Annotated in this window: 23 protein-coding genes; 14 read left to right on the top strand and 9 right to left on the bottom strand. The window is 69.6% G+C overall.

Going from position 1 to position 23,239, the window contains the following annotated elements; genetic code table 11:
• Positions 1–2: 2 nt before the first annotated feature.
• The 4 genes from iscU to ENSA5_RS30525 form a co-directional block, all read right to left on the bottom strand.
• Complete coding sequence (gene iscU, locus ENSA5_RS30540; protein WP_106395238.1) at positions 3–389, bottom strand: Fe-S cluster assembly scaffold IscU; 387 nt, start codon at positions 387–389, stop codon at positions 3–5.
• Between the two features lie 25 nt (positions 390–414).
• Positions 415–1,635, bottom strand: a complete 1,221-nt coding sequence (locus ENSA5_RS30535) for an IscS subfamily cysteine desulfurase (RefSeq protein WP_106395237.1) — start codon at positions 1,633–1,635, stop codon at positions 415–417.
• Positions 1,632–2,126: a MerR family transcriptional regulator gene (locus ENSA5_RS30530; protein ID WP_106395236.1), complete on the bottom strand. Its 495-nt coding sequence runs from the start codon at positions 2,124–2,126 to the stop codon at positions 1,632–1,634. Before ENSA5_RS30530 ends, ENSA5_RS30535 begins: the two co-directional genes overlap by 4 nt.
• Positions 2,127–2,391: 265 nt before the next feature.
• Positions 2,392–4,638 (bottom strand): hypothetical protein, encoded by a 2,247-nt coding sequence (locus ENSA5_RS30525; RefSeq protein ID WP_146156274.1) that lies wholly within the window; start codon positions 4,636–4,638, stop codon positions 2,392–2,394.
• A gap of 329 nt (positions 4,639–4,967) precedes the next feature.
• On the opposite strand from ENSA5_RS30525, the gene ENSA5_RS30520 reads away from it, so the two are divergent.
• The 6 genes from ENSA5_RS30520 to ENSA5_RS30495 all read left to right on the top strand — a co-directional run bounded on the left by ENSA5_RS30520 (position 4,968) and on the right by ENSA5_RS30495 (position 9,902).
• Positions 4,968–5,822, top strand: a complete 855-nt coding sequence (locus ENSA5_RS30520) for a TetR/AcrR family transcriptional regulator (RefSeq protein ID WP_106395234.1) — start codon at positions 4,968–4,970, stop codon at positions 5,820–5,822.
• Positions 5,809–6,318, top strand: a complete 510-nt coding sequence (locus ENSA5_RS30515) for a hypothetical protein (RefSeq protein ID WP_106395233.1) — start codon at positions 5,809–5,811, stop codon at positions 6,316–6,318. The genes ENSA5_RS30520 and ENSA5_RS30515 overlap by 14 nt, the downstream gene beginning before the upstream one ends.
• Before the next feature lie 182 nt (positions 6,319–6,500).
• Entirely contained in the window at positions 6,501–7,934 is a 1,434-nt protein-coding gene (locus ENSA5_RS30510) for an NHL repeat-containing protein (protein WP_181198314.1), read from the top strand.
• 122 nt (positions 7,935–8,056) lie between these two features.
• Positions 8,057–8,344 carry a hypothetical protein gene (locus tag ENSA5_RS30505; RefSeq protein WP_106395232.1) on the top strand — a complete coding sequence of 96 codons (288 nt, stop codon included), beginning with the start codon at positions 8,057–8,059 and terminating at the stop codon, positions 8,342–8,344.
• A gap of 125 nt (positions 8,345–8,469) precedes the next feature.
• Positions 8,470–9,432, top strand: coding sequence for a hypothetical protein (locus ENSA5_RS30500; protein ID WP_106395231.1), 963 nt, complete (start codon positions 8,470–8,472; stop codon positions 9,430–9,432).
• A gap of 20 nt (positions 9,433–9,452) precedes the next feature.
• Positions 9,453–9,902 (top strand): hypothetical protein, encoded by a 450-nt coding sequence (locus ENSA5_RS30495; RefSeq protein ID WP_106395230.1) that lies wholly within the window; start codon positions 9,453–9,455, stop codon positions 9,900–9,902.
• 243 nt (positions 9,903–10,145) lie between these two features.
• Here ENSA5_RS30495 and ENSA5_RS30490 read toward each other — a convergent pair whose 3' ends face one another.
• Positions 10,146–10,400, bottom strand: a complete 255-nt coding sequence (locus ENSA5_RS30490; protein ID WP_106395229.1) for a hypothetical protein — start codon at positions 10,398–10,400, stop codon at positions 10,146–10,148.
• A gap of 30 nt (positions 10,401–10,430) precedes the next feature.
• On the opposite strand from ENSA5_RS30490, the gene ENSA5_RS30485 reads away from it, so the two are divergent.
• The 4 genes from ENSA5_RS30485 (at position 10,431) to ENSA5_RS30470 (ending at position 16,059) form a co-directional block, all read left to right on the top strand.
• Entirely contained in the window at positions 10,431–11,087 is a 657-nt protein-coding gene (locus ENSA5_RS30485; protein WP_106395228.1) for an RNA polymerase sigma factor, read from the top strand.
• Positions 11,084–13,933, top strand: coding sequence for a serine/threonine-protein kinase (locus tag ENSA5_RS30480; RefSeq protein ID WP_106395227.1), 2,850 nt, complete (start codon positions 11,084–11,086; stop codon positions 13,931–13,933). The genes ENSA5_RS30485 and ENSA5_RS30480 overlap by 4 nt, the downstream gene beginning before the upstream one ends.
• A 64-nt stretch (positions 13,934–13,997) precedes the next feature.
• Positions 13,998–15,626, top strand: a complete 1,629-nt coding sequence (locus tag ENSA5_RS30475) for a hypothetical protein (RefSeq protein ID WP_146156273.1) — start codon at positions 13,998–14,000, stop codon at positions 15,624–15,626.
• Positions 15,627–15,681: 55 nt separating this feature from the next.
• Positions 15,682–16,059 (top strand): VOC family protein, encoded by a 378-nt coding sequence (locus ENSA5_RS30470; RefSeq protein WP_106395225.1) that lies wholly within the window; start codon positions 15,682–15,684, stop codon positions 16,057–16,059.
• 299 nt (positions 16,060–16,358) lie between these two features.
• On the opposite strand, the gene ENSA5_RS30465 is transcribed toward ENSA5_RS30470, so the two are convergent.
• The 3 genes from ENSA5_RS30465 to ENSA5_RS30455 are packed head-to-tail and all read right to left on the bottom strand — an operon-like array spanning position 16,359 to position 17,707.
• A complete protein-coding gene (locus ENSA5_RS30465; protein ID WP_106395224.1) occupies positions 16,359–16,874 on the bottom strand; it encodes an RNA polymerase sigma factor in 516 nt (171 codons plus the stop codon).
• Positions 16,875–16,928: 54 nt separating this feature from the next.
• A complete protein-coding gene (locus ENSA5_RS30460) occupies positions 16,929–17,375 on the bottom strand; it encodes a Spy/CpxP family protein refolding chaperone (RefSeq protein ID WP_181198313.1) in 447 nt (148 codons plus the stop codon).
• Positions 17,372–17,707, bottom strand: a complete 336-nt coding sequence (locus ENSA5_RS30455; RefSeq protein WP_106395222.1) for a hypothetical protein — start codon at positions 17,705–17,707, stop codon at positions 17,372–17,374. The genes ENSA5_RS30460 and ENSA5_RS30455 overlap by 4 nt, the downstream gene beginning before the upstream one ends.
• 142 nt (positions 17,708–17,849) lie before the next feature.
• Here ENSA5_RS30455 and ENSA5_RS30450 point away from each other — a divergent pair, with 142 nt between their 5' ends.
• The 4 genes from ENSA5_RS30450 (at position 17,850) to ENSA5_RS30435 (ending at position 21,874) form a co-directional block, all read left to right on the top strand.
• Entirely contained in the window at positions 17,850–18,557 is a 708-nt protein-coding gene (locus ENSA5_RS30450) for a hypothetical protein (protein ID WP_219906894.1), read from the top strand.
• Between the two features lie 135 nt (positions 18,558–18,692).
• Positions 18,693–19,682 carry a YHYH protein gene (locus ENSA5_RS30445; RefSeq protein WP_106395221.1) on the top strand — a complete coding sequence of 330 codons (990 nt, stop codon included), beginning with the start codon at positions 18,693–18,695 and terminating at the stop codon, positions 19,680–19,682.
• Entirely contained in the window at positions 19,679–20,281 is a 603-nt protein-coding gene (locus ENSA5_RS30440; protein WP_106395220.1) for a hypothetical protein, read from the top strand. The genes ENSA5_RS30445 and ENSA5_RS30440 overlap by 4 nt, the downstream gene beginning before the upstream one ends.
• 150 nt (positions 20,282–20,431) lie before the next feature.
• Positions 20,432–21,874, top strand: coding sequence for a DUF885 family protein (locus ENSA5_RS30435; RefSeq protein ID WP_106395219.1), 1,443 nt, complete (start codon positions 20,432–20,434; stop codon positions 21,872–21,874).
• 32 nt (positions 21,875–21,906) lie between these two features.
• Here ENSA5_RS30435 and ENSA5_RS30430 read toward each other — a convergent pair whose 3' ends face one another.
• Positions 21,907–23,235 carry an alpha/beta hydrolase family protein gene (locus tag ENSA5_RS30430; protein WP_146156271.1) on the bottom strand — a complete coding sequence of 443 codons (1,329 nt, stop codon included), beginning with the start codon at positions 23,233–23,235 and terminating at the stop codon, positions 21,907–21,909.
• Between the last annotated feature and the right edge of the window lie 4 nt (positions 23,236–23,239).

Here is a 23,239-nt window from a genome sequence, read left to right as displayed (position 1 = left end):
GCTTACTCGGACGCGCCGTGCTTCTTCTGGTAGTCGGCGATCGCGGCCTTGATCGCGTCTTCGGCCAGGACCGAGCAGTGGATCTTGACCGGCGGGAGCGAGAGCTCCTCGGCGATCTGGCTGTTCTTGATCTGCATCGCGTCGCCGATCTTCATGCCCTTGACCCACTCGGTCACGAGGCTCGAGCTCGCGATCGCGCTGCCGCAGCCGTAGGTCTTGAACTTGGCGTCGGTGATCACGTCGTCCTCGACGCGGATCTGCAGCTTCATCACGTCGCCGCAGGCGGGCGCGCCGACGATGCCCGTGCCGACTTCGTCCTCGCTCTTGTCGAGCGAGCCGACGTTGCGGGGATTCTCGTAGTGGTCGATGACCTTGTCGCTGTACGCCATGATTGTTCTCCTGTTGAGGTCGGGGCTAGTGCGCGGTCCACTCGATCGACTCGAGGTCGATGCCGTCCTGAACCATCTCCCACAGCGGAGACATGGCCCGCAGGCGCTCGACATTCTCACGGATGCGGTCAACGACATAGTCGACCTCGTCACGGGTCGTGAACCGGCCGATCGTCATGCGCAGGCTCGAGTGCGCGAGCTCGTCGTTGAGGCCCATCGCGCGCAGCACGTAGCTGGGCTCGAGGCTGGCCGAGGTGCAGGCTGAGCCGCTCGACACGGCGATCTCTTTGAGGCCCATGAGCAGGGACTCGCCCTCGACGTAGGCGAAGGAGATGTTGAGCGTGCCGGGCAGGTGGTGGGCGAGCGTGCCGTTGACGATCGCCTCGGGGATCTCGCTCGTGAGCCGCTCGCGCATGTACTCGCGCAGGCCGAGGATCCGCTCGGTCTCGGCGGCCATGTCTTGGGCGGCGATCTCGGCCGCCGCGCCGAACCCGACGAGCAGCGGGACCGCGAGGGTGCCCGAGCGGTTGCCACGCTCGTGGCCGCCACCGTGGATCTGCGGGGCGATGCGGACGCGCGGGCGACGACGGCGAACGTAGAGCGCGCCGACCCCCTTGGGCCCGTAGATCTTGTGGGCCGAGATGCTCATGAGGTCGATGTTCATGGCCTCGACGTCGAGCGGGATCTTGCCGAAGGCCTGGACCGCGTCGGTGTGGAACAGGACCTTGCGCGCCCGACACAGCGCGCCGATCTCGGCGATCTTTTGGACCACGCCGGTCTCGTTGTTGGCGGTCATGATGCTGACCAGGACCGTATCGGGCCGAAACGAGCGCTCGAGCTCGTCGAGGTCGATCATCCCGTCGGTCCCGACCCCGAGCCAGGTGACCTCGGCGCCGTGGCGCTCGAGGTACTTGCAGGTGTCGATGACCGCCTTGTGCTCGGTCACGCAGGTGATGATGTGCCGGCCCTTGCCCTGGAGGTACTCGGCCACGCCCTTGATCGCGAGGTTGTTGGCCTCGGTCGCGCCGCTCGTGAAGGTGATCTCCTTCGCGCTGGCGTTGATGACCGACGCGACCTGCTTGCGCGCGGTGTCGACCGCCTCTTCGGCGACCCAGCCAAACTGATGCGTGCGGCTGGCTGCGTTGCCGAACTTGTGGGTGAAGTAGGGCAACATCGCTTGAACGACCCGCTCGTCGACCGGACAGGTCGCGGCGTAGTCCATGTAGATCGGAGTCTCGACAGTCATGGTGTTGACGCTTCTTCGTTGGGGCCCTCGGGGCCGCGACTGAGGTGGATCCCGGCGACCAACTTGGGCTCCGAGATGCCGCCGTGACGATCTTCGCCGCACTCGACGCAGGACTTGGTCGAAGCCTCGCCGCACCCGCGGCAGGCCTCGAGGTAGCTGAGGCTCTCGGCGATGTCGCGCTCGAGCTGGAGCAGCTTCTGAATCTGGTCGCGGGTGTCGCGGAGCTTGCTCTGGAACAGCTCGCGGACCCCGTGCATCGCCTTGGGCGCCGAGGCCGACGCCTCGACCGCCTCGAGCAGGCCGCGGATCTGGCTGAGCTTGAAGCCCATGTCCTGGAGCTTGGTGATCCAGTACACCCGCGCGAGCTCGTCCGATCCGTACAGCCGGAACCCACCGGTGGAGCGCTCCGGCGACAGCAGGCCCATCTCCTCGTAGAGGTGCAGCGCCCGCACGGTCTTGCCGGTCTTGCGGGCGAGCTGCCCGATCTTCATGCGCGACTTGAGCCCTGGCTTGCCCGCGCTTGTCGTGTTGCTCGCTCCCACTGAAACCTTACCCTCACGTTCGAGTTGGATTCACTGGTGAACATGGCTGGATGAGGCGCTGCTGTCAAGTGGTCTCGATCGGGCCAAGAACGGGGATCGTCGCCAGTTCCGAGCAGGATGGCACAGATCGCCAAGGACCAGGAAGCATTACCTTAACGTGAGAATCAGCCGGCGGCGTGGCCACCGGCTGATTCGATCCGAGCGAGCGTGAGGCCTAGTTCCTCTTGCGTGGGATCTTCTTGGGGATGATCGGCGGCGGCGTCGGAGCGCCATCGTCGCCTTCGTCGCCTTCATCGCCCGAGGGGACGGGAATGATCGGCGTGGGGTCGGGCGTCGGCTCGGGCTCGGTGTTGTCCGTCTCGTCCTTGGTGTCGTCCGCCGGCGTCGGCGTCGGCGTCGGCGTCGGATCCTGCTTGGACTCTTCCTTGGCCTTCTCGGCCGCATCCTCCTCGATGTCGAGCTCCTCGCTGATCTCCTCGTTGCGGGCGCCCTCGAGGACCGGGTACGCGAGCGCGCCCGCGGCCACGAGCGCGCCGACACCCGAGGCGACCAGCGCGGCCTGAGTCTGACCCGCGCGGGCCCTGTACGCGGCCAGCCGCGCCGAGTTCGGGTACTGAGCGACGAGCGGGCTGTAGCTCGCCGTCGGATCGGCGCCCGAGGCGACCGCGGCTGCGGCCGCGAGCGCGGCCTTGCCCTCGTCGTCGGCGCGGTGACCGAAGGCCTGCAGCGCCATGTGGATCTGCGTCTTGCCGCCGCTGTGGGTCAGCCACATGGTCCCGTTCGACAGCGGCGAGGCCAGATCGAACATCGCGAGGACGAGGTCGGCGTCGACGTCCTCGACGTTCTTGAGCGCGGTCTTGATCAGCTCGCGGGTCTGCGGGCTGTGGAGCGCGTCGAGGGGCATGTGCGCGACCATGCTGACCTGGTTGGCGTCGAGCGCCGACATCAGCGACCCCGGCAGGTAGGCCCGGAGCCCGTCGCTCGGACCCTCCTCGCCGGGCGCGGCCGGGAGCTGGCCGATCGCCTCGGGCGAGGCGCCAAGCGCGATGTGGAGCGCGTCGCTGGCGGCGAACACCCAGCCGTCGATCGTCAGGCCGGTCATCTGCGCGAGCACGTCGGCCTCGGGCACACCCGAGAGCCCGGCGTGCAGGGCCTTGACGGTCTCCGCGCCGACCGGGATGTCGATGATGCCCACGTCCCAGGTCGCGCCGGGGATGTCGAGCTCCTGGCTCATGCCCTCTTTGACACCGGGCATCACGGCCTCGAGCTCGCCGGCGACCGCCGGCCACGACCCGTCGTCCTTCAAGCCGACCTGCAGCGCGACGGCGGCCGGCTGGTAGTGCCCGGCGAGGAGGAATTCACCGGTCAGCTGACCGGCCAGGTCCTTGACCGACTGCGGGGCGCCGGGATCGTTGGCGATGTCCGCGACCATCTCGTCGGCGACCAGCTGGGGCGAGACGTTGCCCCAGATGAAGCCCGCGCCAGGCTGGACCCCGCGCAGCAGCTTGCCCGCCGACGGGGTGAAGGTCTGAGCCATCTCCTGCATCTCGGGCTCGTTTTGGGGCGGCGCGAGGCTCATGACCATCAGACCCGGCGGGGTCTCGATCGTCAGGTGGAGGTCCTCCTCCGCGATGTCCATGATGATGTTGGACGCCTCGAAGTCGACGCCCGGCAAGTTGGTCGCGAGGCGCGCGCGGATCGCCGCGGCGCCCTCGGGACCGGCGGGCGCGTAGGCCTCGAGGTCCGCCTTCTCCTCCGTGCAGACGACGTAGCCCGCGTGGCCATCGATGTTCTTGCAGCTCATCTCGGGGCCGCTGTCGTCGATCGCCTTGATCAGCGAGGGCAGCGCGTCGGGCTTGTCACCCGCGTAGATGATCACGCCGTTGCCCTGGGCGTCGTCGGCCACGACGATGCCCTTGTCGAGGTGGATGCCGCTGGCCGCGAGCGTGATCTTGGCCGCTTCGTACTGGCCCTTGATCATCGGGTAGACCATTCCGGCCGAGGCCAGCTCCGACAGCGCCGGGTTGCCCTTGGCGGCGGCGCCCAGGCGCGTGAGCGGGCCGGCGACGAAGTTCGAGCCCTCGTCGATGTAGTCGAGGAACACGCTCGCGTCGCGCACGACGACCACGCCCTTGATGTCGCCATCTTGCTTGGGCACGAGGGCCAAGAGATCGTCGAGGCCGGTCATCGGGCCCGCCACTGGCGGCGGAGCGAGGGCCGCCTCGGCGAGGCCGGCTTCTTTTGCGGTCTCGAGCTCGACGGCAGCCTGATCGGGCGCGTCCGCGGCCGGGTCCTCGGATGTCTTGTCCTCGGTCTCGTCTTCGTCGCTGCTCTCGTCGGTCTGGCCAGTCAATTCCTTGACCTTCTGGCAGCCGCTGAGGCCGAGGGGGGAGACAACCGCGAGCGCCGTGACCAGCGTCAGGGGGATCGGTGGCGTCCAGCCACGTCGATGTGTGCGCATGCGGCGGAGCATACAAGATCGAAACGAGGCTCGCGCCCGTGGTCCGAGCGCGCTCCGGGCCCGCAAAAGCGGCCGCCCGAGCTGGCCCGAACCGTGCATCCGCGCGCACAGTTGGGTGATCCCGCCCCTCGGAACGGCCCCCCAGTTTTCCTCCGGGTGGGACGAGGGGGCCGAGGCGGCGCCTAGATAGAACAAGAAACATCAATAAATTCATTTGACTAAAGACCGAAACGATCGTCTCTTAGACCTTCGAGTGAAATGCCTTCACTCTCAGCGTTCATCGTGAACTCTGTTCAGACTGGGCCCTTTAACTGCTACCCTCCATTCACATGCGAGAAAAGCGCAGGGAAGCTACGATCGAGCGCATCGTCGAGACGGCGCTGCGTCTGCTCGAGAGCGAGGGCTTCGAGGCCCTGACGATTCAGCGCCTGGCGAAGGAGCTCGATTACGCCGTCGGAGCGCTGTATCGCTACTTCCGCTCAAAAGACGCGCTGCTCGTCGCGCTCCTGCACCGGGTCATGGATCGCATCGGCGAGGACATGGCGGTGGGGCTCGAGTGGGTCGACAACGAGCGAGCCGAGCAGCTCGCGGCCGCCGGTGAGTCAACAGACAAGCCTCTGAGCGAGTCCGAAGGTCTGCTCCGGCTGATCGTCGTCAGCAACGTGTACGTGGGCTTTGCCCAGCGCCGGCCTGCCGAGTACGGCCTGGTCTCGACCCTGATCGGCGACCCGCGTGAGTTTCTCGCGACCGAGGCCGCGGCGCCGATCTTCCCGGCCCTGGTCCGACTCCAGTTGATGCTGACCGCGGTCATCGACGACGCGGTCCAGGCCGGCGCCCTGGTCCCGGGCGACGCCCGCGAGCGCGGCGTGATCTTGTGGTCGGCGATGCAGGGCGTGCTTCAGCTGCGCAAGCTCGGTCGCTTCGGCGTCGCCGGGGTCGAGCTCGATCGCCTGGTCCCGATCGCCCTGCGCACGCTGCTGCTCGGGTGGGGCGCCGACGCCCGGCGGGTCGACGAGCTCACGCCCCGCGGCGTGGAGATCGCCAGCGCGCTGGCCAGGCAACGCAGCGAGCGGCTCGAGCACGAGCGCGCGGGCCAAGACACCCACGAGACCCGAGACCCCAACCCAGCAGCCCAAGACACCCAAGACACCCAAGACACGGAGGTGGAAGATGACAGGACATGAACAGCCCGACACCACGGCCACGCTCCAACCCACCGTCACCCTCCGCTATCGGCTCCAAGACGCGGACGAGTGGCTCGTCCGTGACGTCGACTTCGAGGAGCTGTTCGGCGGCGCGGCCGAGCACCCCGAGGACCTGTTCCACGACGTCGACTGGGTCCCGCAACACGCGGCCGTGAGCCTGCTCGACGACATCGGGACCGCCGACGTCGCCGTCACCGAGCTCACCTTCGAGGGCAGCGGGGGCGAGAAGCTCACGGTCAAGGAGACCTTCTGGAACCACGGGCACAGCCGCATCATCGAGGTCATGCAGCAGCTCGACGCCCAGTCTGAACCCTACTGGGAGGTCATCGTGGATCTGCGGCGCGAGGCCGGCGAGACCTACGAGCTGCTCCGGCTCGGCCGCGAGCACGGGGCCGTGGTCCCGCTCCATCACGCGGTGACCCACGCGCGCCCCGACGGCAGCAAGCAAGACCTCACGCTCTTCCCCTCGCGCTGATCGCCGCTTTCGGATCGTCTGCGTCGTGGGAGGCGCGCGATGTCGCGCCGCCGGAGCTTGCGATGCGCCGCGGCCAGGACGTCGTTCACACCGAGCGTGGCGCGGGTTCGCGCAGAGCAGCTCGTGAGGAGTTGTCACCCGCGTCACAGCCAGGCGCCGCGCGAAGGTGATACTCGGACCCGATGAACAGCGCTCGTCTGCTGACGATCATGGGGTCCGCCTCCCTTCTCGTGGCTGGATGCGGGGGCTCGGCCTCCGACGCGGGCGAGGACGGGTCGAGCGGCGTCGCGCTCGAGACCGCGGGCGAGACCGTCGGCGCGGAGTCCAACGAGGAGACCGGCAGCGGCGACGGTGATGGCGACCCAGACTCCGGCGACGGCGACGGCGACGGCGACCCTGGCGATGGTGATGGCGACTCCGGCGACGGCGACGGCGACGGCGATGGTGACGGCGACTCCGGCGACGGCGACGGCGACGGCGACGGCGACGGCGACGGCGACGGCGACATCTGCCCGGGCGGCAACGAGCTCGCCCCGGGAGAGAAGCTGATCTGGATCGCCAACTCGGGCGAGGGCACGGTGTCCAAGATCAACACCGAGACCGGCGTCGAGCTCGGTCGCTACGTCGTCCGCTCGGACAGCGCGGGCAGCCCCTCGCGCACCTCGGTCAACCGCGCTGGCGACGTCGCGACCGCCAACCGCCTCGGCGGCGTGGCCAAGATCTACGCGAACGCAGACGACTGCCTCGACACCAACGGCACCCCCGGGATCCAGACCTCGCAAGACGGCGGCGACATCCTCCCCTGGGGTCAAGACGAGTGCCTCGCGTGGTTCACCGATCTGCCCCACAGCGACAACCGCCCGATCGCCTGGACCAACGGCGTGCTCAACGAGCAGACCTGCGAGTGGGAGGACGTCAACGTGTGGACGGCGTGGTCCGACTGGTCGCCCGGCACCGCCGTCGTCGCGCTGCTCGACGGGCAGACCGGCGAGATCATCGAGCAGGTCCCGATCCCCGACCTGCCCCAGCCGTGGCCGAACTGGCACGGCTTCTACGGCGCGGCCGTCGACGCCGACAACAACGTGTGGCTGTCGCAGCTGCAGGGCCAAGACCCCTCGCCCTCGTGGCTGGTCCGGGTCAACTACGACGACTTCAGCTACGACGCGTTCGAGGTGCCCGAGGAGGGCGGCTACGGCATGACCGTGACCTCCGAGGGCTACGTGTGGCTGTGCGGACGCTCGACCCGGCGCTTCGACCCCGACAGCGAAGAGTGGACCTCGGTCCCGCTGCTCGACGGCAGCGTCCACACGGGCGGCTGCATGGGCGACGGCAACGGGATCCTCTATCGCGGCGCCTACAGCCAGATCCTCGGCGTCGACACGGAGACAATGGAGGTCGTGCGGACCCTCGACGTCGGCCAAGACGGTGACGACCTCATCTGGGGCGTGGCCGTCGATTTCGACGGCTTCGTCTGGGGTGTGCCACGCAACGGCAGCCGCGCCTACAAGGTCGACCCCGACAACAACATGATCGTCAACACGGTCACCGGCCTCGTCTCCGCCTACACCTACTCGGACATGACCGGCTTCGCGCTGCTCAACATCGAGCCGGGCTGAGCCGGGGCACCCAAGCCCGGCGGCGTGCCACTTTCCCCCCGAGCCGCGGGGGTGGCGAAAGGGTCGCCTGAACAAAACGCCAGAATTTGGACACTCGGCCAGTACTGTACGAGTCTCCAGAAATGCACACGTTCACCCAACCCGGCGCTCCGTCCCTGCTGCGTCTCATCGTCGAGCTGCGAGGCTCTGATCTGCCCTCGAACAACGTTTTCTTGGGTACGATCAGCGAGCGCGAGTCCGAGACGATGGCCGCCGAGCTCGACGAGCTCGCGCATCTGGGGCTGATCACCTGGTGCGAAAACGCGCAGCAGTGGACCCCGACGATGCGCGGGCTGCTGGTGGGGATCGGCCTGCCCGCGTTCGAGCCGGGCGAGCCCCCGGCGTCCGAGACCTGCGCCGAGTGTGCCTGAGAGCTGTGGTCCCGGTCCCGACCTCGGGTCCCAATCTGGGGTCGGGGGACCGGCGTCGAGGGCTCGTCAGCAACGACCGTGGATCGGTCGTGGATCGGTCGCGGAGTGCTACCGTTGATCCGCCGATGTCCGAAGTCGCCAAAGCGGTCAAGCCTCTGTTCGACAAGTTCATCGACTTCTTCGACATCTTCGATCTCTCGTTCTTCGTGTCGGGCGCGACCTTCGTGGCCGCGATCGCCTGGGCCGGGCTGACGCCTGGGCTCGCCCAGCTGATCGGCTTCGAGCCCCTCGCCTCGGGCGACCACCTGGTGTCCGGCCACATGCCAACCGTCGCGGCCGCGATGCTGGTCCTGGCCTCCTACGTGTCCGGCATGACCTGCTTCGCGCTCGGCCGCTTCGTCCGCAAGTGGGCGTTTCGGTTCAAGCAGAGCCTCGCGGGCGCGCCGAGGGCCAGGCGCTCGCTCCTGTTCGAGCGGCTCGAGGAGCACGGCATGCTCGAGCACCTGCCCGACGGCAGCTTTCGGGTCAGCGCCTACGGCCACCGCGTCCCGTGGCTGGCCCGCTACTTCGCCAACGGCGGCAGCGACCGCGAGTCCGCCCTCTACGTGCGCATGTGGGCCGAGGTTCGCCAGCGCGAGCGCTTCGCGCCCTCGTTCTCGCTCCTGCGGCGCTACTGGGTCAGCGCCGCGACCCTCGACGGTCTGTTCGTCGCGTTTTGTACCTGGGCCGTCCTCCTGCTCCTCGAAGATCAGAGCCTCCAGGGCTGGGTGCCGACGATCGCGACCGCGGTCGGGGCGGTGTTCTGCCTGCGCGAGGCCCAGCGCTACAACCACTACCAGCGCGACGAGCTGGTCGCGACGCTGCTCCATGCCTACGACCTGCCCGACAAGCAGCTCGGCGACATGATGGAGGGGGTCCCGACGCCGGTCGAGCTCGAGCCCGCGTCAGCGGTGACCGAGCTCGAGAAGGTCCTCGCGCCGCCCGAGGTCACCGCGCCGCCCGAGGTCACCGCGCCGCCCGAGGTCACCGCGCCGCCCGAGGTCACCGCGCCGCCCGCCGAGGTCAGCGCGTCACCGACCGAGGACTGAGCGCCTATCATGACCCGGCCATGCTGATCCCCTGCCCCGAGTGTGAGCGCCAGGTCTCGGACCGAGCCAAGGCCTGCCCCGACTGCGGCTTCCCGGTCGCCGAGCACGTCGCGGAGCAAAAGCGCGAGGCCGAGCTCGCGGCGCGGCTCGCCTCGCGCGAGCGCGTCGGCGAGATCGACTGCCCGCGCTGCGAGGCCCGAGGGTTTTGCTACTTCGAGGCCAAGAACGAGCACGGCGAGACCCGGCAGCTGTTCACGTGGTGCGAGGACTGCAAGCACAGCGGGCGGCTGCACCAGTGCCGCGACCTCGGGGGCTACTACGCGGTCAGCCACGCCGCGCTCGAGGGCTTCATCGCCGGCGAGCTCGACGTGGAGTCCGAAGGCGTGACCTTCGTCGGGGAGGCGGAGGTCGTCGAGCACCGCTACGATCGAGCGGGCGAGGTCTGGGACGACGACGAGACCCCGGGCTGAGCGTGCTTCGTCGTCGGCGCCGCTTTGATCGAGAGGGTCAAGGTCGCGCAAAAAAATAGATCCGATTTCGCGCTGCGCTCACTTCCGACCTGTGACCTCGGTGGCGTCCGTCGACCGGCCCTCGGGCGGCGAGCGAGACCCCGGTCCTCTTGCGTGCGCCTCGACGCGAGCACGCAGGTCACCCCCACCAAAGTGAGAAACAATCATGACCAAGCTCAATCCGCCCCAGCTCAAGCCCGACAACTACTCGAAGACGACGTGGCGAGAGCAGTTCGACCTCGATGGCCATACGCTGGCCTTTGCGACCGTGAACTTGCCCAGGAACGGCGTCCAAGCGTCCGGATCGCCGTCGGCCCGACGAGCGAAGGGCCCACCTTCGGCTCCGAGACCCCGCTGTTCCTCGATCGCCCGGCCGTCGCTCGAGCTCCACAGCGGCGTACTGCAAGTTTTGGCGACAAAGCCCTCGGCGAAGAGGCCAAGCGAGGCGGCGCGAGGCATTGCACCCCGGGCTGCTAGCATGTCGCCGCGATGCCAGGCCAGCCGACGTCCAACCCGAGCGACCCGGACTTGCTCGACGCCTGGCGCGGAGGCCAGTCGCTCGCAGGGGAGCAGCTCGTTCGTCGACACTATCGTGCGGTCGAGCGCTTCTTCGCCAACAAGGTCACGCTCGAGAACGTGCCCGACCTCGCGCAGGAGACCTTCGTCCGCTGCGTCGAAGCTCGCGACCGCATCGACGACGCGGCCCGGTTCCGCCCCTACCTGCTCTCGATCGCCTACCGAGTATTTTGCGCCCACCTCCGTCAGGCCTATCGTCTGGGTCCATCGGCGAATCTCGACGACATCACGCTCGAAGCCGTCGGCGGCGCGAGCCCGAGCTCGCTCTTCGTCCGCGAACGCGAGCAGCGGCTGTTGCTCGCGGGCCTGCGCGCAATCTCGGTCAATTACCAGGTCGTGCTCGAGCTGCACTACTGGGAGGAGCTGACGACCAACGAGATCGCCGCGGTCTTGGACATCCCGGCCCCGACCGCGCGCTCGCGCCTGCGTCGGGCTCGCGACGCCCTCGAGGCCGCGATGGCCGCGATGGCACGGACACCGGCGCTGCTCGACAGCACGCTGACGCGGCTCGAAGACTGGGTCGAGCTGTGTCGGCACCAGCTCGCCGGCCCTGAGGGAGAGCGAGCATGAGCGAGAGCAACGGTCCCGAGCCCTTTGCTCGCGTCGTCAGCGAGCACAACCAGCGGCTGGTTCTGTCACGCCTGTTCGGCGAGCAGGTTGCGGCCCCACGCCTCGGCCGCTACGTCTTGAATGAGATCGTCGGCGCAGGTGGCATGGGCGTCGTCTATGCCAGCCAGGATCCGCGGCTCGAGCGGAAGGTTGCGATCAAGCTCCTGCGCGCGGTGGGAGCGCCCGCGGCCCGTGATCGCTTCGTGCGCGAGGCCCAGGTCATGGCCAAGCTCTCGCACCCCAACGTCGTCTCCGTGTTCGAGATCGGTGAGACCAAGGGCGAGGACGGCGAGGTCCTGACCTTCATCGTCATGGAACACGTCGACGGGGTCACCCTGTCAAGATGGTTGACCGCGCGCGCGCGCACGCACGCCGAAATCCTCGCGCTCATGGAGTCCGCCGGTCGGGGGCTCGCGGCTGTCCACGCGGCCGGGCTGGTCCACGGCGACTTCAAGCCCGACAACGTGATGATCCGGGCCGACGGCCGCGTGCTGGTCATGGACTTCGGGCTCGCGCACGAACTCGAGCAGCCGAGCGAGGCGTCACTCGACACGAGCTCGGACTGGATGCTGGCCGGGACCCCGGCCTACATGGCGCCCGAGCAGCTCGCGGGTCGTCGCGCCGACGCAGCCAGCGATCAGTTCGGCTTTTGCGTGGCGCTCTATGAGGCGCTCTACGGTGAGCGACCGTTCGCGGCCGCGACGCTCGGGCAGCTGTCCACGGAGATCCGCGAGCGAAGCCTGCGCCCGGTCGCGCAAGACTCGAGGGTCCCGACGTGGCTGCGCAAGGTCGTGTTGCGCGGGCTCGCCTTCGACCCACAGGCGCGCTGGCCCTCGATCGAGGCCCTGCTCACGGCCCTCGCCGACGACCCGGCGATCCGACGCCGAAAGTGGCTGGCCGTGGCCGGTGGGCTCGCGCTCGTGTTCGGCGGCGCGTGGGGTCTGGCCGCGCTCGCTGACGAACAGCCGGAGCTTTGCGCGGACATGGCCGATCCGCTCATCGGCGTCTGGGACGACGATCGCCGGGCAGAGACCCGCGCGGCGATCGAGGGGACAAAGCGCTACCACGCGCCAGCGACCTGGACCCGCGTCGAGCGGCGGCTCGACGACTACACGCGGGCATGGGTCGACGGCCGCACCCGCGCCTGCGAGGCGACGCAGCGCGGCGAGCAGTCGGCCAAGCTGCTCGATCTGCGCATGGCCTGCCTCGATCGCCGGCTCGCGCACGTCCGCGCGACCGTCGACATCCTCGCGCACGCCGACGCTCCGGTCGTCGATCGGGCCGTGCAGATGGTCTGGGATCTGCCAGACCTCGCGCGCTGCGCCGACATCGAGGTCCTGACCGCCGAGGTCCCGCCGCCCGAAGACCCACAGCTCGCCGAGCGGGTCGCAGCCCTCGACGATGGCCTCGCCGAGGCCGAGGCCCTGCGCCGGGCCGGCAAGTACACCGAGGGCCTCGCACTCGTCGAAGCCATCGTCACCGAGGCCGAAGCCATCGACTACGAGCCGCTGCGCGCCCGCGCGTGGCTGCGCCGCGGGTCGCTGCGTGATCGCACCGGTGACTTCGAGGGCGCCCGGGACACCCTCGAGCTCGCCTACGGCGCGGCCCTCGGCCAGCGCATGGCCGACGAGTCAGCGCTCGCGGCCGCCAACCTGATCTGGATCGTCGGGGCCCGCCTCGCCGACCACGAGGGTGGCCGCGCGTGGGCGAAGCACGCCGGGCCCTTGTCGCGCGCGGCCGACGTGCAGACCCGCATCGTCTACCTCAACCACCTCGGCAACCTCGCGAGCGCCGAGGGCGAGTACGCCGAGGCCTCCAAACTCCTCGAACAGGCCATCGAACTGATCGACGCCGAATTCGGCCCCGACCACCCCTACAAGGCCTACGCGCTCAACAACCTCAGCAACGTCGTCGCGGTCGAGGGCCGCCCCGAAGCCGCGCGCGCGTACCTCGAGCGCTCGCTGGAACTCAAGCAGCGCGTGCTCGGTCACGACCACCCCCACGTCGCCAGCTCGCTCGAGAACCTCGGGACCCTCGCCGCCGAGCAGGGCGACCTCGAGGCGGCCCGGACCTACCTCGAGCGCGCGCTCGCCCACAACGAGCGCGTGCTCGGCCCCAACAACCCCGTGCTCGCGACCAGCCTCGGAAACCTCGGCAACCTCGCGCAGCTCGAGGGTGAGCACGCCCTGGCCCGGGACCTGTTCGAGCGCGCGCTCGCGATCGAGGAGGCCGCGCTCGGCCCCGATCACCCCGACCTCGCGTACAGTCTCAAGAGCCTCGGCGATGTCGCGTTGGCCGAAGGTGAGCAGGCCGAGGCCGCCGCATACTATCGCCGGGCGCTGGCGATCCGCGAGCAGGCCCTGGGAGCCGACCATCCCCTCGTCGCGCGCGTGTTGGTCGCGCTCGGCGAGCTCTCGAGTCAGCTCGGCGAGCCCGACGAGGCTCGCGCTCAGCTCGAGCGCGCCGTGGCGATCCGCGAGGCCGCGCTAGGTCCCGATCACCCCAAGCTCGCGCCCCCGCTCACCGCCCTCGGCCTCGCCGCGATCCGCGAGGGCCGGGCCGGCGAGGCCCTCGCTCCGCTCACGCGCGCGCTGGATATCTGCGAGGCCCAGACCGTCGATCCGGCCCAGCTCGCCCGGGTCCACTTCGTGCTCGCGCAGGCCCTTTGGGATGCGCCGCGCGGCCTCGGCCGCGATCGGGATCGCGCGATCGCCATGGCTCGGGCCGGGCGCTCGACCTACGCCGAATTGGAGGCCTACGCGGCCCAACTCGCCGAGGTCGAGGCCTGGCTCCGCGAGCGTAGCTGAGCCTCCACGACCCTCGGGGCCGCCGCTCGTGGCCAACCCTGCCCGGAGCCGCTAAACCATGGGCGTGAGCTCGAGTCGCCAGCGCGCGGTGTGGGTCGCGAGCTTGGCGCTCGCCCTGGTGACCAGCTGCAAGACCCAGCCGACGACCCCGACCACCGGAGCCCCGAGCGCGCTCGCGGCCGGCACCGAGAAGCTCATGATCGAGCCTGCGCCCGAGCACCTGCGCGGTCGCGTGGCCCTGCCCGCGGGCGCGCGGCTCTACGCGCGGCCGAGCTACCAAAGCCCGAGCTGGGTCTTGAAGCTCCCGGAGCCGCCGCTGACCGCCGCCGAGGCGCCGCCGCGCGCCCGCGCGTTTCGGGTCATCGGCGTGGTCCGCTCCAACGACCCCGCGATCGGGGCGACGACGGGCTTCGTCGCGGTCACCAACGACCTCGACGGTGAAGACGAGGATCCGCCCCGCGGCTGCGGTCCGCGCTTCAGCGATCTCGCGCATCTGCGCGTGCTGCTCTACGTGCCCGAGGTCCACCTCGCCGAGGTCACCACGCGCGCGCTCGAGCTCGCGCCCTTCTCGGCGGCCGGCGAGGACGAGCGGATGCAGGTCGGCGCGGGTGTCCGCGTTGGCGCCAAGTCACCGACCCAGGGCCTGCCCGCCCCGCCCGCCGACGCGAGCTGGCGATGGATCGACGCCGACGGGATCCGCGTGCTCGCGCCGATCCCCGACGACGCGGTCGGCGTGGCCTGGGCCCCCGCCGACGCGCCAGAGCTCCCAGACGCTGGCGAGCCGCTGCTGCGCGACGCCGAGGGCTCGGTCCTGTGGCTGCGCGACGACGGCGGCGCCGAGCTCGAGCTGATCGTCCGCAACGAGTGCGGCGAGCACCGCCGCGTGATCGACGATCCCGCCGAGATCGAGAGCCTCCGCGCCCTGGCCCTCGACGTTTTTTATGATCAGTCCCCGCCCCCCGAGCCCGTGCCGGTCGTGCAGCCCGAGGCCGACTATCTGATCGTCGCCAACACGCCCCTGCGCTGGCCCGACGGCGACCTCGCGGGCGAGGTCCTCGACGACTGGGCGGCGAGCGTCGGCGTTGGTCAAAGCTGGGGCGACCGCCGCTGCTTTCCCCTCGTGCTCAGCAGCGAGCTCGCTCCCCTCGACGATCCCGCCCTCGCCTGCGTCAAGCCCGAGGCCCTCGAGCCGCTCCCGGGCGCGCGCGGGTTTGGAGTCAGCAGCGAGCTCGAGCTCGGCGGCACGATCGTGCTCGGGCCGGCCGAGGTCCTCGTCGGCGAGTGGGACGAGCAGCGCCTCCGCCCGGTGCTCAACAGCCACCACGACACGCTGTCCGAGTGCCTGCGCCCGCTGCTGATGGCCGACGAGGTCGTCGCCGCGCGCTGGGTCCTCGCGATGACCGTCGCCAGCGACGGCCGCGTGGACCAGGTCGACGTGACCGCGCTCGGCAGCAGCCGCGAGACGGTCGAGGAGTGCCTGCGCGCCGAGGCCTTCAGCTGGCTGATGCCCAAGGGCGGCGGCCAGGTGTTGATCCCCGTCACACTCGGGCCCTGGGACGCGAGCGGCGGCGGCGACCCCGGCGACCCCGGCGCGGCGGAGCCCGAGCCGCCCGAGCCACCCGAGGTCGAGCCCGAGCGCAGGCGCGGCGAGGTCATCATCATCCGCGACGAAGCGCCCGACGCGGGCGAGTGAGCGAAGCCGCGTCGCCGCGTGGCGTCGGCGCCGAAATTGCCCGACACTCCGGCGCATGATCGGATACGTCACCGTCGGGACCAACGACCTCGACCGCGCCGCCGCCTTCTACGACGCGCTGCTGGCCGAGCTCGGCGCCAAGCGACTGATGGACATGCCCAACGGGATCCTCTGGGGTACCGCCTACGGCGAGCCCGCGCTCGCGGTCATGCGCCCTTACGACGGCCAGCCCGCGACGAGCGGCAACGGCTCGATGGTCGGGCTCGCCGTCGACACGACCGAGAAGGTCGACCGCCTCCACGCCAAGGCCCTCGAGCTCGGCGGCAGCGACGAGGGAGCCCCGGGCCCCCGGGGCGAGGCCGGGTTTTACGTCGGCTACTTTCGGGACCTCGACGGCAACAAGTTCAACGTATTTCTCTCGCCCGCGAGCTGAGCAGGGCGTGAGGCGTACTGCAAGTTTTGGCGACAAAGCCCTCGGCGAAAAGGCCAAGCGAGGCGGCGCGAGGCATTGCACCCCGGGCTGCTAGCCCTAAATCATTCAGCTTGTTCAATTCAGCCCTTGATTCAGGGCGAGCAGCCCGGGGTGCAATGCATCGTGTCGCCTCGCGCCGGAATTTTCGCCGAGGGCGCGAAGCCAAAACGCCGCTGTACCGGGCGTACTGCAAGTTTTGGCGACAAAGCCCTCGGCGAAAAGGCCAAGCGAGGCGGCGCGAGGGATTGCACCCCGGGCTGCTAGTCGAGCTCGGCCATCACCTCGGCCAGCTCGCTCCGCAGGGTCCCGAGCGCGCGGTGGAGATGCGTGCGCACGGTTCCCGGCGCCTTGCCGAGCATCTCCGCGGTTTGGTCCAGGGTGAAGCCCTCGAGGTAGACGAGCACGAAGACCTCGCGCTGAGCTTCGGAGAGCTGGTCCATGGCCGCAGCGATCCGAGCACGGAGCGCGGGCTCGGGCGGGTTCGGAGCGGGCGACGGCTCGGGTACGAAGCTGCGCGCGAAGCGGGTCCGGACCGCCGACCATCGGCGGTGGTTGGCAGCCCGGCGCGCGAGGATGCGGAAGAACCAGCCCTCGAGCGCAGCCGGATCGCGCAGTGACAACAGCTTGTCGTAGGCGACGACAAAGGCCTCCTGCGCGAGCTCTTCGGCGACCCCGTTGCCGGCCCCCGACAGCCGCCAGGCGAAGCGAACCGCGCGCTCGTGGTGGGTCGCGACGAAGCGCTCGAACGCCGCCTCGCGCTCATCGGAATGTGTCAGCTCCGCACCCTCGCGAGTTTCGCCATGTTCGCCGCGTGCCTCGACCGAGGCGGGTCAACGCTCGCGCGCTGGGGGCGGTGGAGGGCCAAGCTTCTCGAGCACATCGATCTGTTCTGGCGTGAGCAACGCTCGGATCTCGAGCATGACCTCGATCTCGCGGATCCGAAGCTCCCTCTCCGCCGCGCTGATCTTGCCGACGACGGCCTCCATGCGCGCTCGGTCGACCTCGGCCGCGTCGAGGATCTGGTTCAACTGCTCCCGCTCGGCCCGGATCGTCGCCCGATAGCCATCGAGCTCGTCGCGGGCGGCGTTGGCGAGGGCCCAGGCCTCGTCGTTGGTCGCGCGGTCGAGGCCGAGCGCATCCGCGTGGTACTCGAGCACGTCCTGAATCGGCGCGCCGCTTCGCGCAGGTGGCGCATCAGGCTCACGGATAGCGCTCACCGCGAGGGCGATCCCCAGGCCGAGCGCGAGCCCGACCGCAAACGGAGCGACCCGGCTCACCGCGGCGCTCCTTCGAGGAAGATCCGCTGCAGCCCGGCGAACTCGCCCTCGTAGCCGGAAGCGGTCGCAGACACAGAGGTCCCGTCGAGCCAGACATTGGTGGCCTCGCTGGCGGGGCGAACGCTGGGCTGGAGGACGAAGAAGAGCAGCACGGCCGCGGCCAACGCAATGAGCGCAGCCGCGTCTTCGCGCTGCGAGCGACGTCGGGACGAACGCGCGGCCGTGACGAGATCGCCCGTGACGAAATTACCGCCGCCGCGGGCCTCCGGACGCCAGTGACGATCGATGAGGGCGACGAGGGGGTCATCGAGATCGGGGATCGGCTCAGGCATGTCTCGAACGAAAGACACGCCATGGCCCGGTCCAGTTGACACCCTCGGCGAGATTCTCGAACCGCCCATTTTTTGCGCCTCGACGTAAACCAAACCCGCGGGGTGAAGTGTCTTGCCCGCGAACCCCCAGCCAGTGCTCACGATGTCCATTCACTCCTCCGTTCCCGCCATCTTCGCCCTCCTCGGCCTCCTCGCCGGCTGTTCGTCCTCCACCACCGAGGCCCCAGCCTCCTCGGCCCGCGCCTCGGCCAGCGCCACGGCCGCGCGAGGGGAGTTCACCGTCGAGGTGTGGGCGGACAACTGGTTCGCGATGTACCTCGACGACACCCTCGTGCTCGAAGACAGCGTGCCGATCACCACGGAGCGCTCGTTCAACAGCGAGACCTTCAGCTTCGACGGCAGCTACCCGCTGCACCTGAATTTCGTCATCAAGGACTACAAGCAAAATGACACCGGCCTCGAGTACATCGGCCAACCCAAGCAACAGATGGGAGACGGCGGCTTCATCGCCCAGGTCACCAACAACAAGACCGGCTCGGTCGTCGCGGTCACCGACCGCTCCTGGCGCTGTCTCGTGATCCACGAGGCCCCCCTCGACAAGGGCTGCGAAAAAGATCCCAACCCGAGCGAGACCTGCAAGTTCAGCTCGAGTGAAGAGCCGCAGGGCTGGAAATCCGCCACCTTCGACACCAGCGAGTGGAGTCAGGCCACGGAGTACAGCAAGGACGAGGTCCGGCCCAAGGACGGCTATGACCAGATCACCTGGGACGACCGCGCGCGCCTCATCTGGACCTCGGATCTCGAGACCCACAATACGCTGCTGTGCAAGGTCACCATCGAGGCGCCCTAACCCAGTCTTCAAGGGACCTTTCGCCTCAAACGCTCGCCAATTCACCTCGCGCTCGCCCCAAACCATTCAGTTGTTCAATTCAGCGCTTGATTTGGGGCTAGCACCCCGGGCTGCTAGCAGCCACGGAGACCCACCATGCCCAACGCTTCAATTCGAAACTCGTCGTTCATCTTGCTCGCCCTCGCCGCAGGGTGCAGCAACTCCAGCAACGAGCCGACGGGCACGCCGTCGGCCAGCGCGGTTCGGTGCGCGGCCATTGCGGCCTCGGTCGAGGAGGCCGGCTTCGGTTCCAAGGTCGAGGTGACCTGCAATGACACCTACGCGCTGATCAAGTCCGACACCTATCCGGATCACGAGCTGATGACCGGCATCGTCGGCACCAACGAGCAGGTGCCCGTGCCAGCCGTGGACTACAGCTCGCCGATTCGCCTCGCTCCGAGCCCCGCCGCCGCGGTGACGACGATCGACGCCGCGCTCGGCGTCGCCGTCAATGGCGTGCCGATGTACGACTACAGCGCTGGCGGCGAGCTCTCGCAGCAGGAGCTGTCGACCCACCACCCCGAGGTCGACACGGTCGAGCTTGGCCAGCTCGACAACTGTGGCGGACACGCAGGCCGCGGCGACGACTACCACTATCACGCCTCGCCCACCTGCATGATCGCGCAGATGGCCAACGCCGGAGATGACGCCATCATCGGCTGGGCCTTCGACGGATACCCGATCTACGGCAACAACAACCCGGACGGGAGCACGATCGACCCCGGTACGCTCGGCCTGTGCAACCACCAAGCGGACGAAAGCTTCGGCTTTCGCTACCACACCTCGGCGGGCTGGCCCTACACCATTCAATGCCTCGTCGGCGAGATCGACCCCGACATGCTCCCACGGGTCCCGCCCCTTCGCAGCGCCAACGGGATGGAACGACCGCCCGGGACACCACCCCAAGGCGGCGTGGAGGAGCTCGTGTTCGCCCCAGAGGGCGACGCACGTGTGATGCGCTACCGCTACGGAGGCGAGGACTACTACATCAGCTACGAGCCCTCGGACACCGCAAACTGCTACCTGTTCGAGATGCGCACGGTCACCAACCACGGCGTCGTCGAAAGCGGAGAGTACTGTCGATGAGCCGCGCGCCGGTCTGGCTCGTGACGGCCTTGGTCCTGGTCACGCTCTTCGCTCGCCAGGCCCACGCCCACGAGCTCGAGACCAACACGGCTCGCGTCAGCTTGCGCGATGGGAACCTGACGATTGACCTGCGCGCCGACGCAGGGTCGTTGCCGGACCCGGACGCGTTGCTCGCCGGCACGCGTCTCAAACTCGACGGAGCCGAGGTGGCCCTCGAGCTTCGCAGCTTCCCGAGCCGCGAGCAGCTCGTGAACGCGGCGGCGGCGGTCGCGATCGAGACCGACCTCGGCGGCCATGCCCACGCCCGCCTCTTGCCGGTCGAGTACGAGTCCGCCTCGGCCGGGTGGTCGGGGCAGACCCTTGAAATACACTTCCCGGCCGAGCTCGGCCCCGTGCTCGTGACCTTCGTGCAACCGAAGACCCAGCAGCTCCAGGCCGGGGCGACGGCGCGCTTCGAGGTGTTGACGAAGGCCCCGGAGGCTTCGCCGGACACCCGAGCTGTGGCGCTGGGCTGGCTCCTTCCTCTCCCCCTGCTCGCGTTGGGCGTCGGCATCGCATGGTTGCATCGCAGGCGTGTCGCGCACCAAGCCGCCGGTTAATCGTCCCCAGCTGTCGCCTCGAGCCCGGCCCGAGCCCTGAGCCCGACGCCGCGCTTGCTGCCCGCAAGATCGACCCTTACTGTCGCCACGCGGCGCCCCCGCGGGAGCTCGACGAACCAGCTCCAAGAGGCGCTCGCCCCCGGAGCAGTCATGAGCGCGATCGACCCCACCCAGGCCCAGGCTCAGAGCTGGCGACGCCACCTGAGCTTCGAGCCCGAGGAGGCGCGGATGCTTGGCCTCGAGGCCGAAGGCCGCAAGTCCCTCGCCCGCCTCGGCGAGCAGATCGACGTCTACCGCGAGCTCGCCACCGCTCCCGACGAGCTCGTCAGCACCGCGCTGCGCCGCCTCGCTCGCCTCGCCGTGCGCCGCTTCGATCGCGGCGACGAGCACGTCGAGCTCGAGCGGGTCATGTTCGCCCGCCTCGGCCAGCTCGACGACGCCGAGGGCTACGTCCGCGAGCTCACCGAGCTGTTCCGCGAGGGCCTCGCCCGGGGCCACGCGCCCCCGCTCGAGAAGGTCACGCACTACTGCGAGCACGAGCTCCCCGCCATCCTCGACCAGGTCGAGGCCGACAGCCCGTGGCGCGAATTCAACGCGTTGCTGCGCGACGAGGCCCTGCCCGCGGCCCGCGAGCGCGGCCCCGAGCGCTGGCGCCTCGGCGCCGAGGAGTACAGCTGGCGGCTGGCCAACATGAACGTCCGCGACTCGCCCGAGGCCCTCGTCGAGAGCGCCCGCGCCCACCTGCGCGAGCAGCAGGCCACGATCGCCAAGCTCCTCGACAAGCCCAATTTTCAGGCCGCGCTGCCGCGGCTGCGCGAGCTGACCAGCGTCCGCCTCGAGCCCGGCGAGGTCATCCCCGCCTACCGCGAGGCCGCCCGGCGCTGCGTCGCCTTCGTCCGCGAGCACCAGCTCTTCGACCTGCCCGAGGACTTCGAGCTTCCCTTCACGATCGTCGCGCCAGAGATGGCCGCGGTCACCCACGCCGGCAACGACCCCGCGCCTCTGTTCGGTGAGGGCGGCGGCTCGTTCGCGGTCCTCGACGATCCCGAGCGCCACCGCCGGGCCTGGGTCGCGCCGCTCTCGGTCCACGAGGGCGTCCCCGGCCACTACCTCCAAAGCTGGCTGTGGCAGCGGCGCTTCCGCGCCTCGGGGGCCGCGCCAAACTTCATCTCGATCGCCGACCTGCTCGCCTCCGAGCGCCAGGACTGGGGCGCGATGCCGGCGATCGAGGGCTGGGCCGTGTACAGCGAGGACCTCATGCTCGAGGCCGGCTTCCACGCCCCCGAGCAGGCCGTCGCCGTCGCCAACTTCCACGCGATCCGCTGCGCTCGGGCGATCATCGACGCACAGCTGCACACCCGCGACATGAGCCGCGAGCGCGCCGCCGAGCTGCTCGTCGACGAGGTCGGCCTCGACCACGCCGACACCGGGCGCGAGATCCTCCGCTGCATCCGAATCCCGACCCAGCCGCTGACCTACTTCGCCGGCTGGCGCACCATCGCCGGGCTCGTCGAGGACAGCGGGCTGCCCCTCGCCGAGGCCCACGCGCGCCTGCTCGCCTGCGGCCCGAGCCTGCCCAAGCGCTTGGTGTGAGCGGCCTGCTCGGCGCCCGGCTTCCGGCTCACTCAATGACGGATGAGGTCGAACTCGGGGTGGATCGGCTCGCCCTCGAAGATCACCGCGAGCTCGGCCTCACCGAGGACATGGAGCTTGGCGAACCCCAGCAAGTAGGTCGCGAGGTCGGGGATCACCTCAGTCGTCGGGGTGAAGTCGGGCCCGCAGCCGTCGTCGGCGTTGTTGGGCTCGACGAGGGCCAGCAGCTCCGGCGCGAGGTCGTGGCAGACCGTGATGAACGAGTAGTGCCCGCCAAAGGGTAGGTCGATCCAGACGTCGTCGGGGTTGTCGAGGGCCGCCCAGGCCGGGCTCGCCTCGCTCGCGTCGGGCGTCGTGATGTCGAGCTTGCCGCTTTGGAGCATCGTCGGGATCTCGAGCGCGGCGTAGGCTCCGTCGGCGAACAGTGGATAGAGCGCGGGGGCCTGAGGTCCGATCGCGTCGATCCGTGGATCGCCGAGGCCGGCCTCGAGGGCTTGCGCGACCTCGGGCTGCTCGAGGTAGGCGCAGTCGAGCGGGTCGCACTGGTCGAGGAGCGCGGCGTAGTCGAGCTCGACGCCGCCCGCAGCAAAGGTCGTGTAGCCGCCGAAGCTGTGGCCAAACAAGAACACGTGGTCGAGGTCGGCCGCGCTCGCGACCTCTTCACCGCCGAAGCCGGTCTCGAGCGCGTCGAGCATGGCCGAGACGTCCGAGGGTCGCGTGACCATGAGCTCGACGAAGCTGTCGCTGCTGTCGTTGAGGGCATCGGAGACCGTGTTGCCGACGTGGTTGGCCGAGACCAGCACCCAGCCGTGGGACGCGAAGCGCTCGGCGAAGGGGTAGCCGAGGATGCCCGCGCCGCCCGAGCCGTGGGAGTAGACGACCACGGGGAAGGGCCCCTCGGGCGAGACCGGCGGGGCGTCGAGGGTCTTGGAATTGGGCAGCTGGACGAGGCCCCCGAGCGAGTAGCTCGCGAGGCCAGCGCCGGAGTCCTCGACCGCGGGGTACCAGACCAGGACCGGCAGCTCGCGCGGCTCGGCCGCGCCCGGCGGGGTGTAGCTGAGCGCGAGCTCCTCGAAGCCGACGGTGTAGGGCCCGTCGGAGCCGAGGAGCTCGAGGATCGCGTCGCGGTCAGGGGCGCCGTCGCCGTCGCCGTCGCCGTCGCCGTCGCCGTCGCCGTCGCCGGTCGGGCTCGTGTCCGTGCCCTCGTCCGACTCATCCGTGTCCGACTCCGCCTCGTCGGCGAGCTCCTCGCCGCCCCCATCGTCGCTCGCGCAGCCGCCCGCGAACGCGGGCGTGAGCGCGAGCGCGAGCGCCAGACAAGGCAACCAGGAGGCAACGAGGCGAACTCGAGCGTCGAACATCGAG

The organism is Enhygromyxa salina (assembly GCF_002994615.1).
Classification (GTDB): domain Bacteria; phylum Myxococcota_A; class Polyangia; order Nannocystales; family Nannocystaceae; genus Plesiocystis; species Plesiocystis salina_A.
Note: the sequence above shows the minus strand (reverse complement) of the source record. Positions and strands in the feature narration are given on the sequence as shown.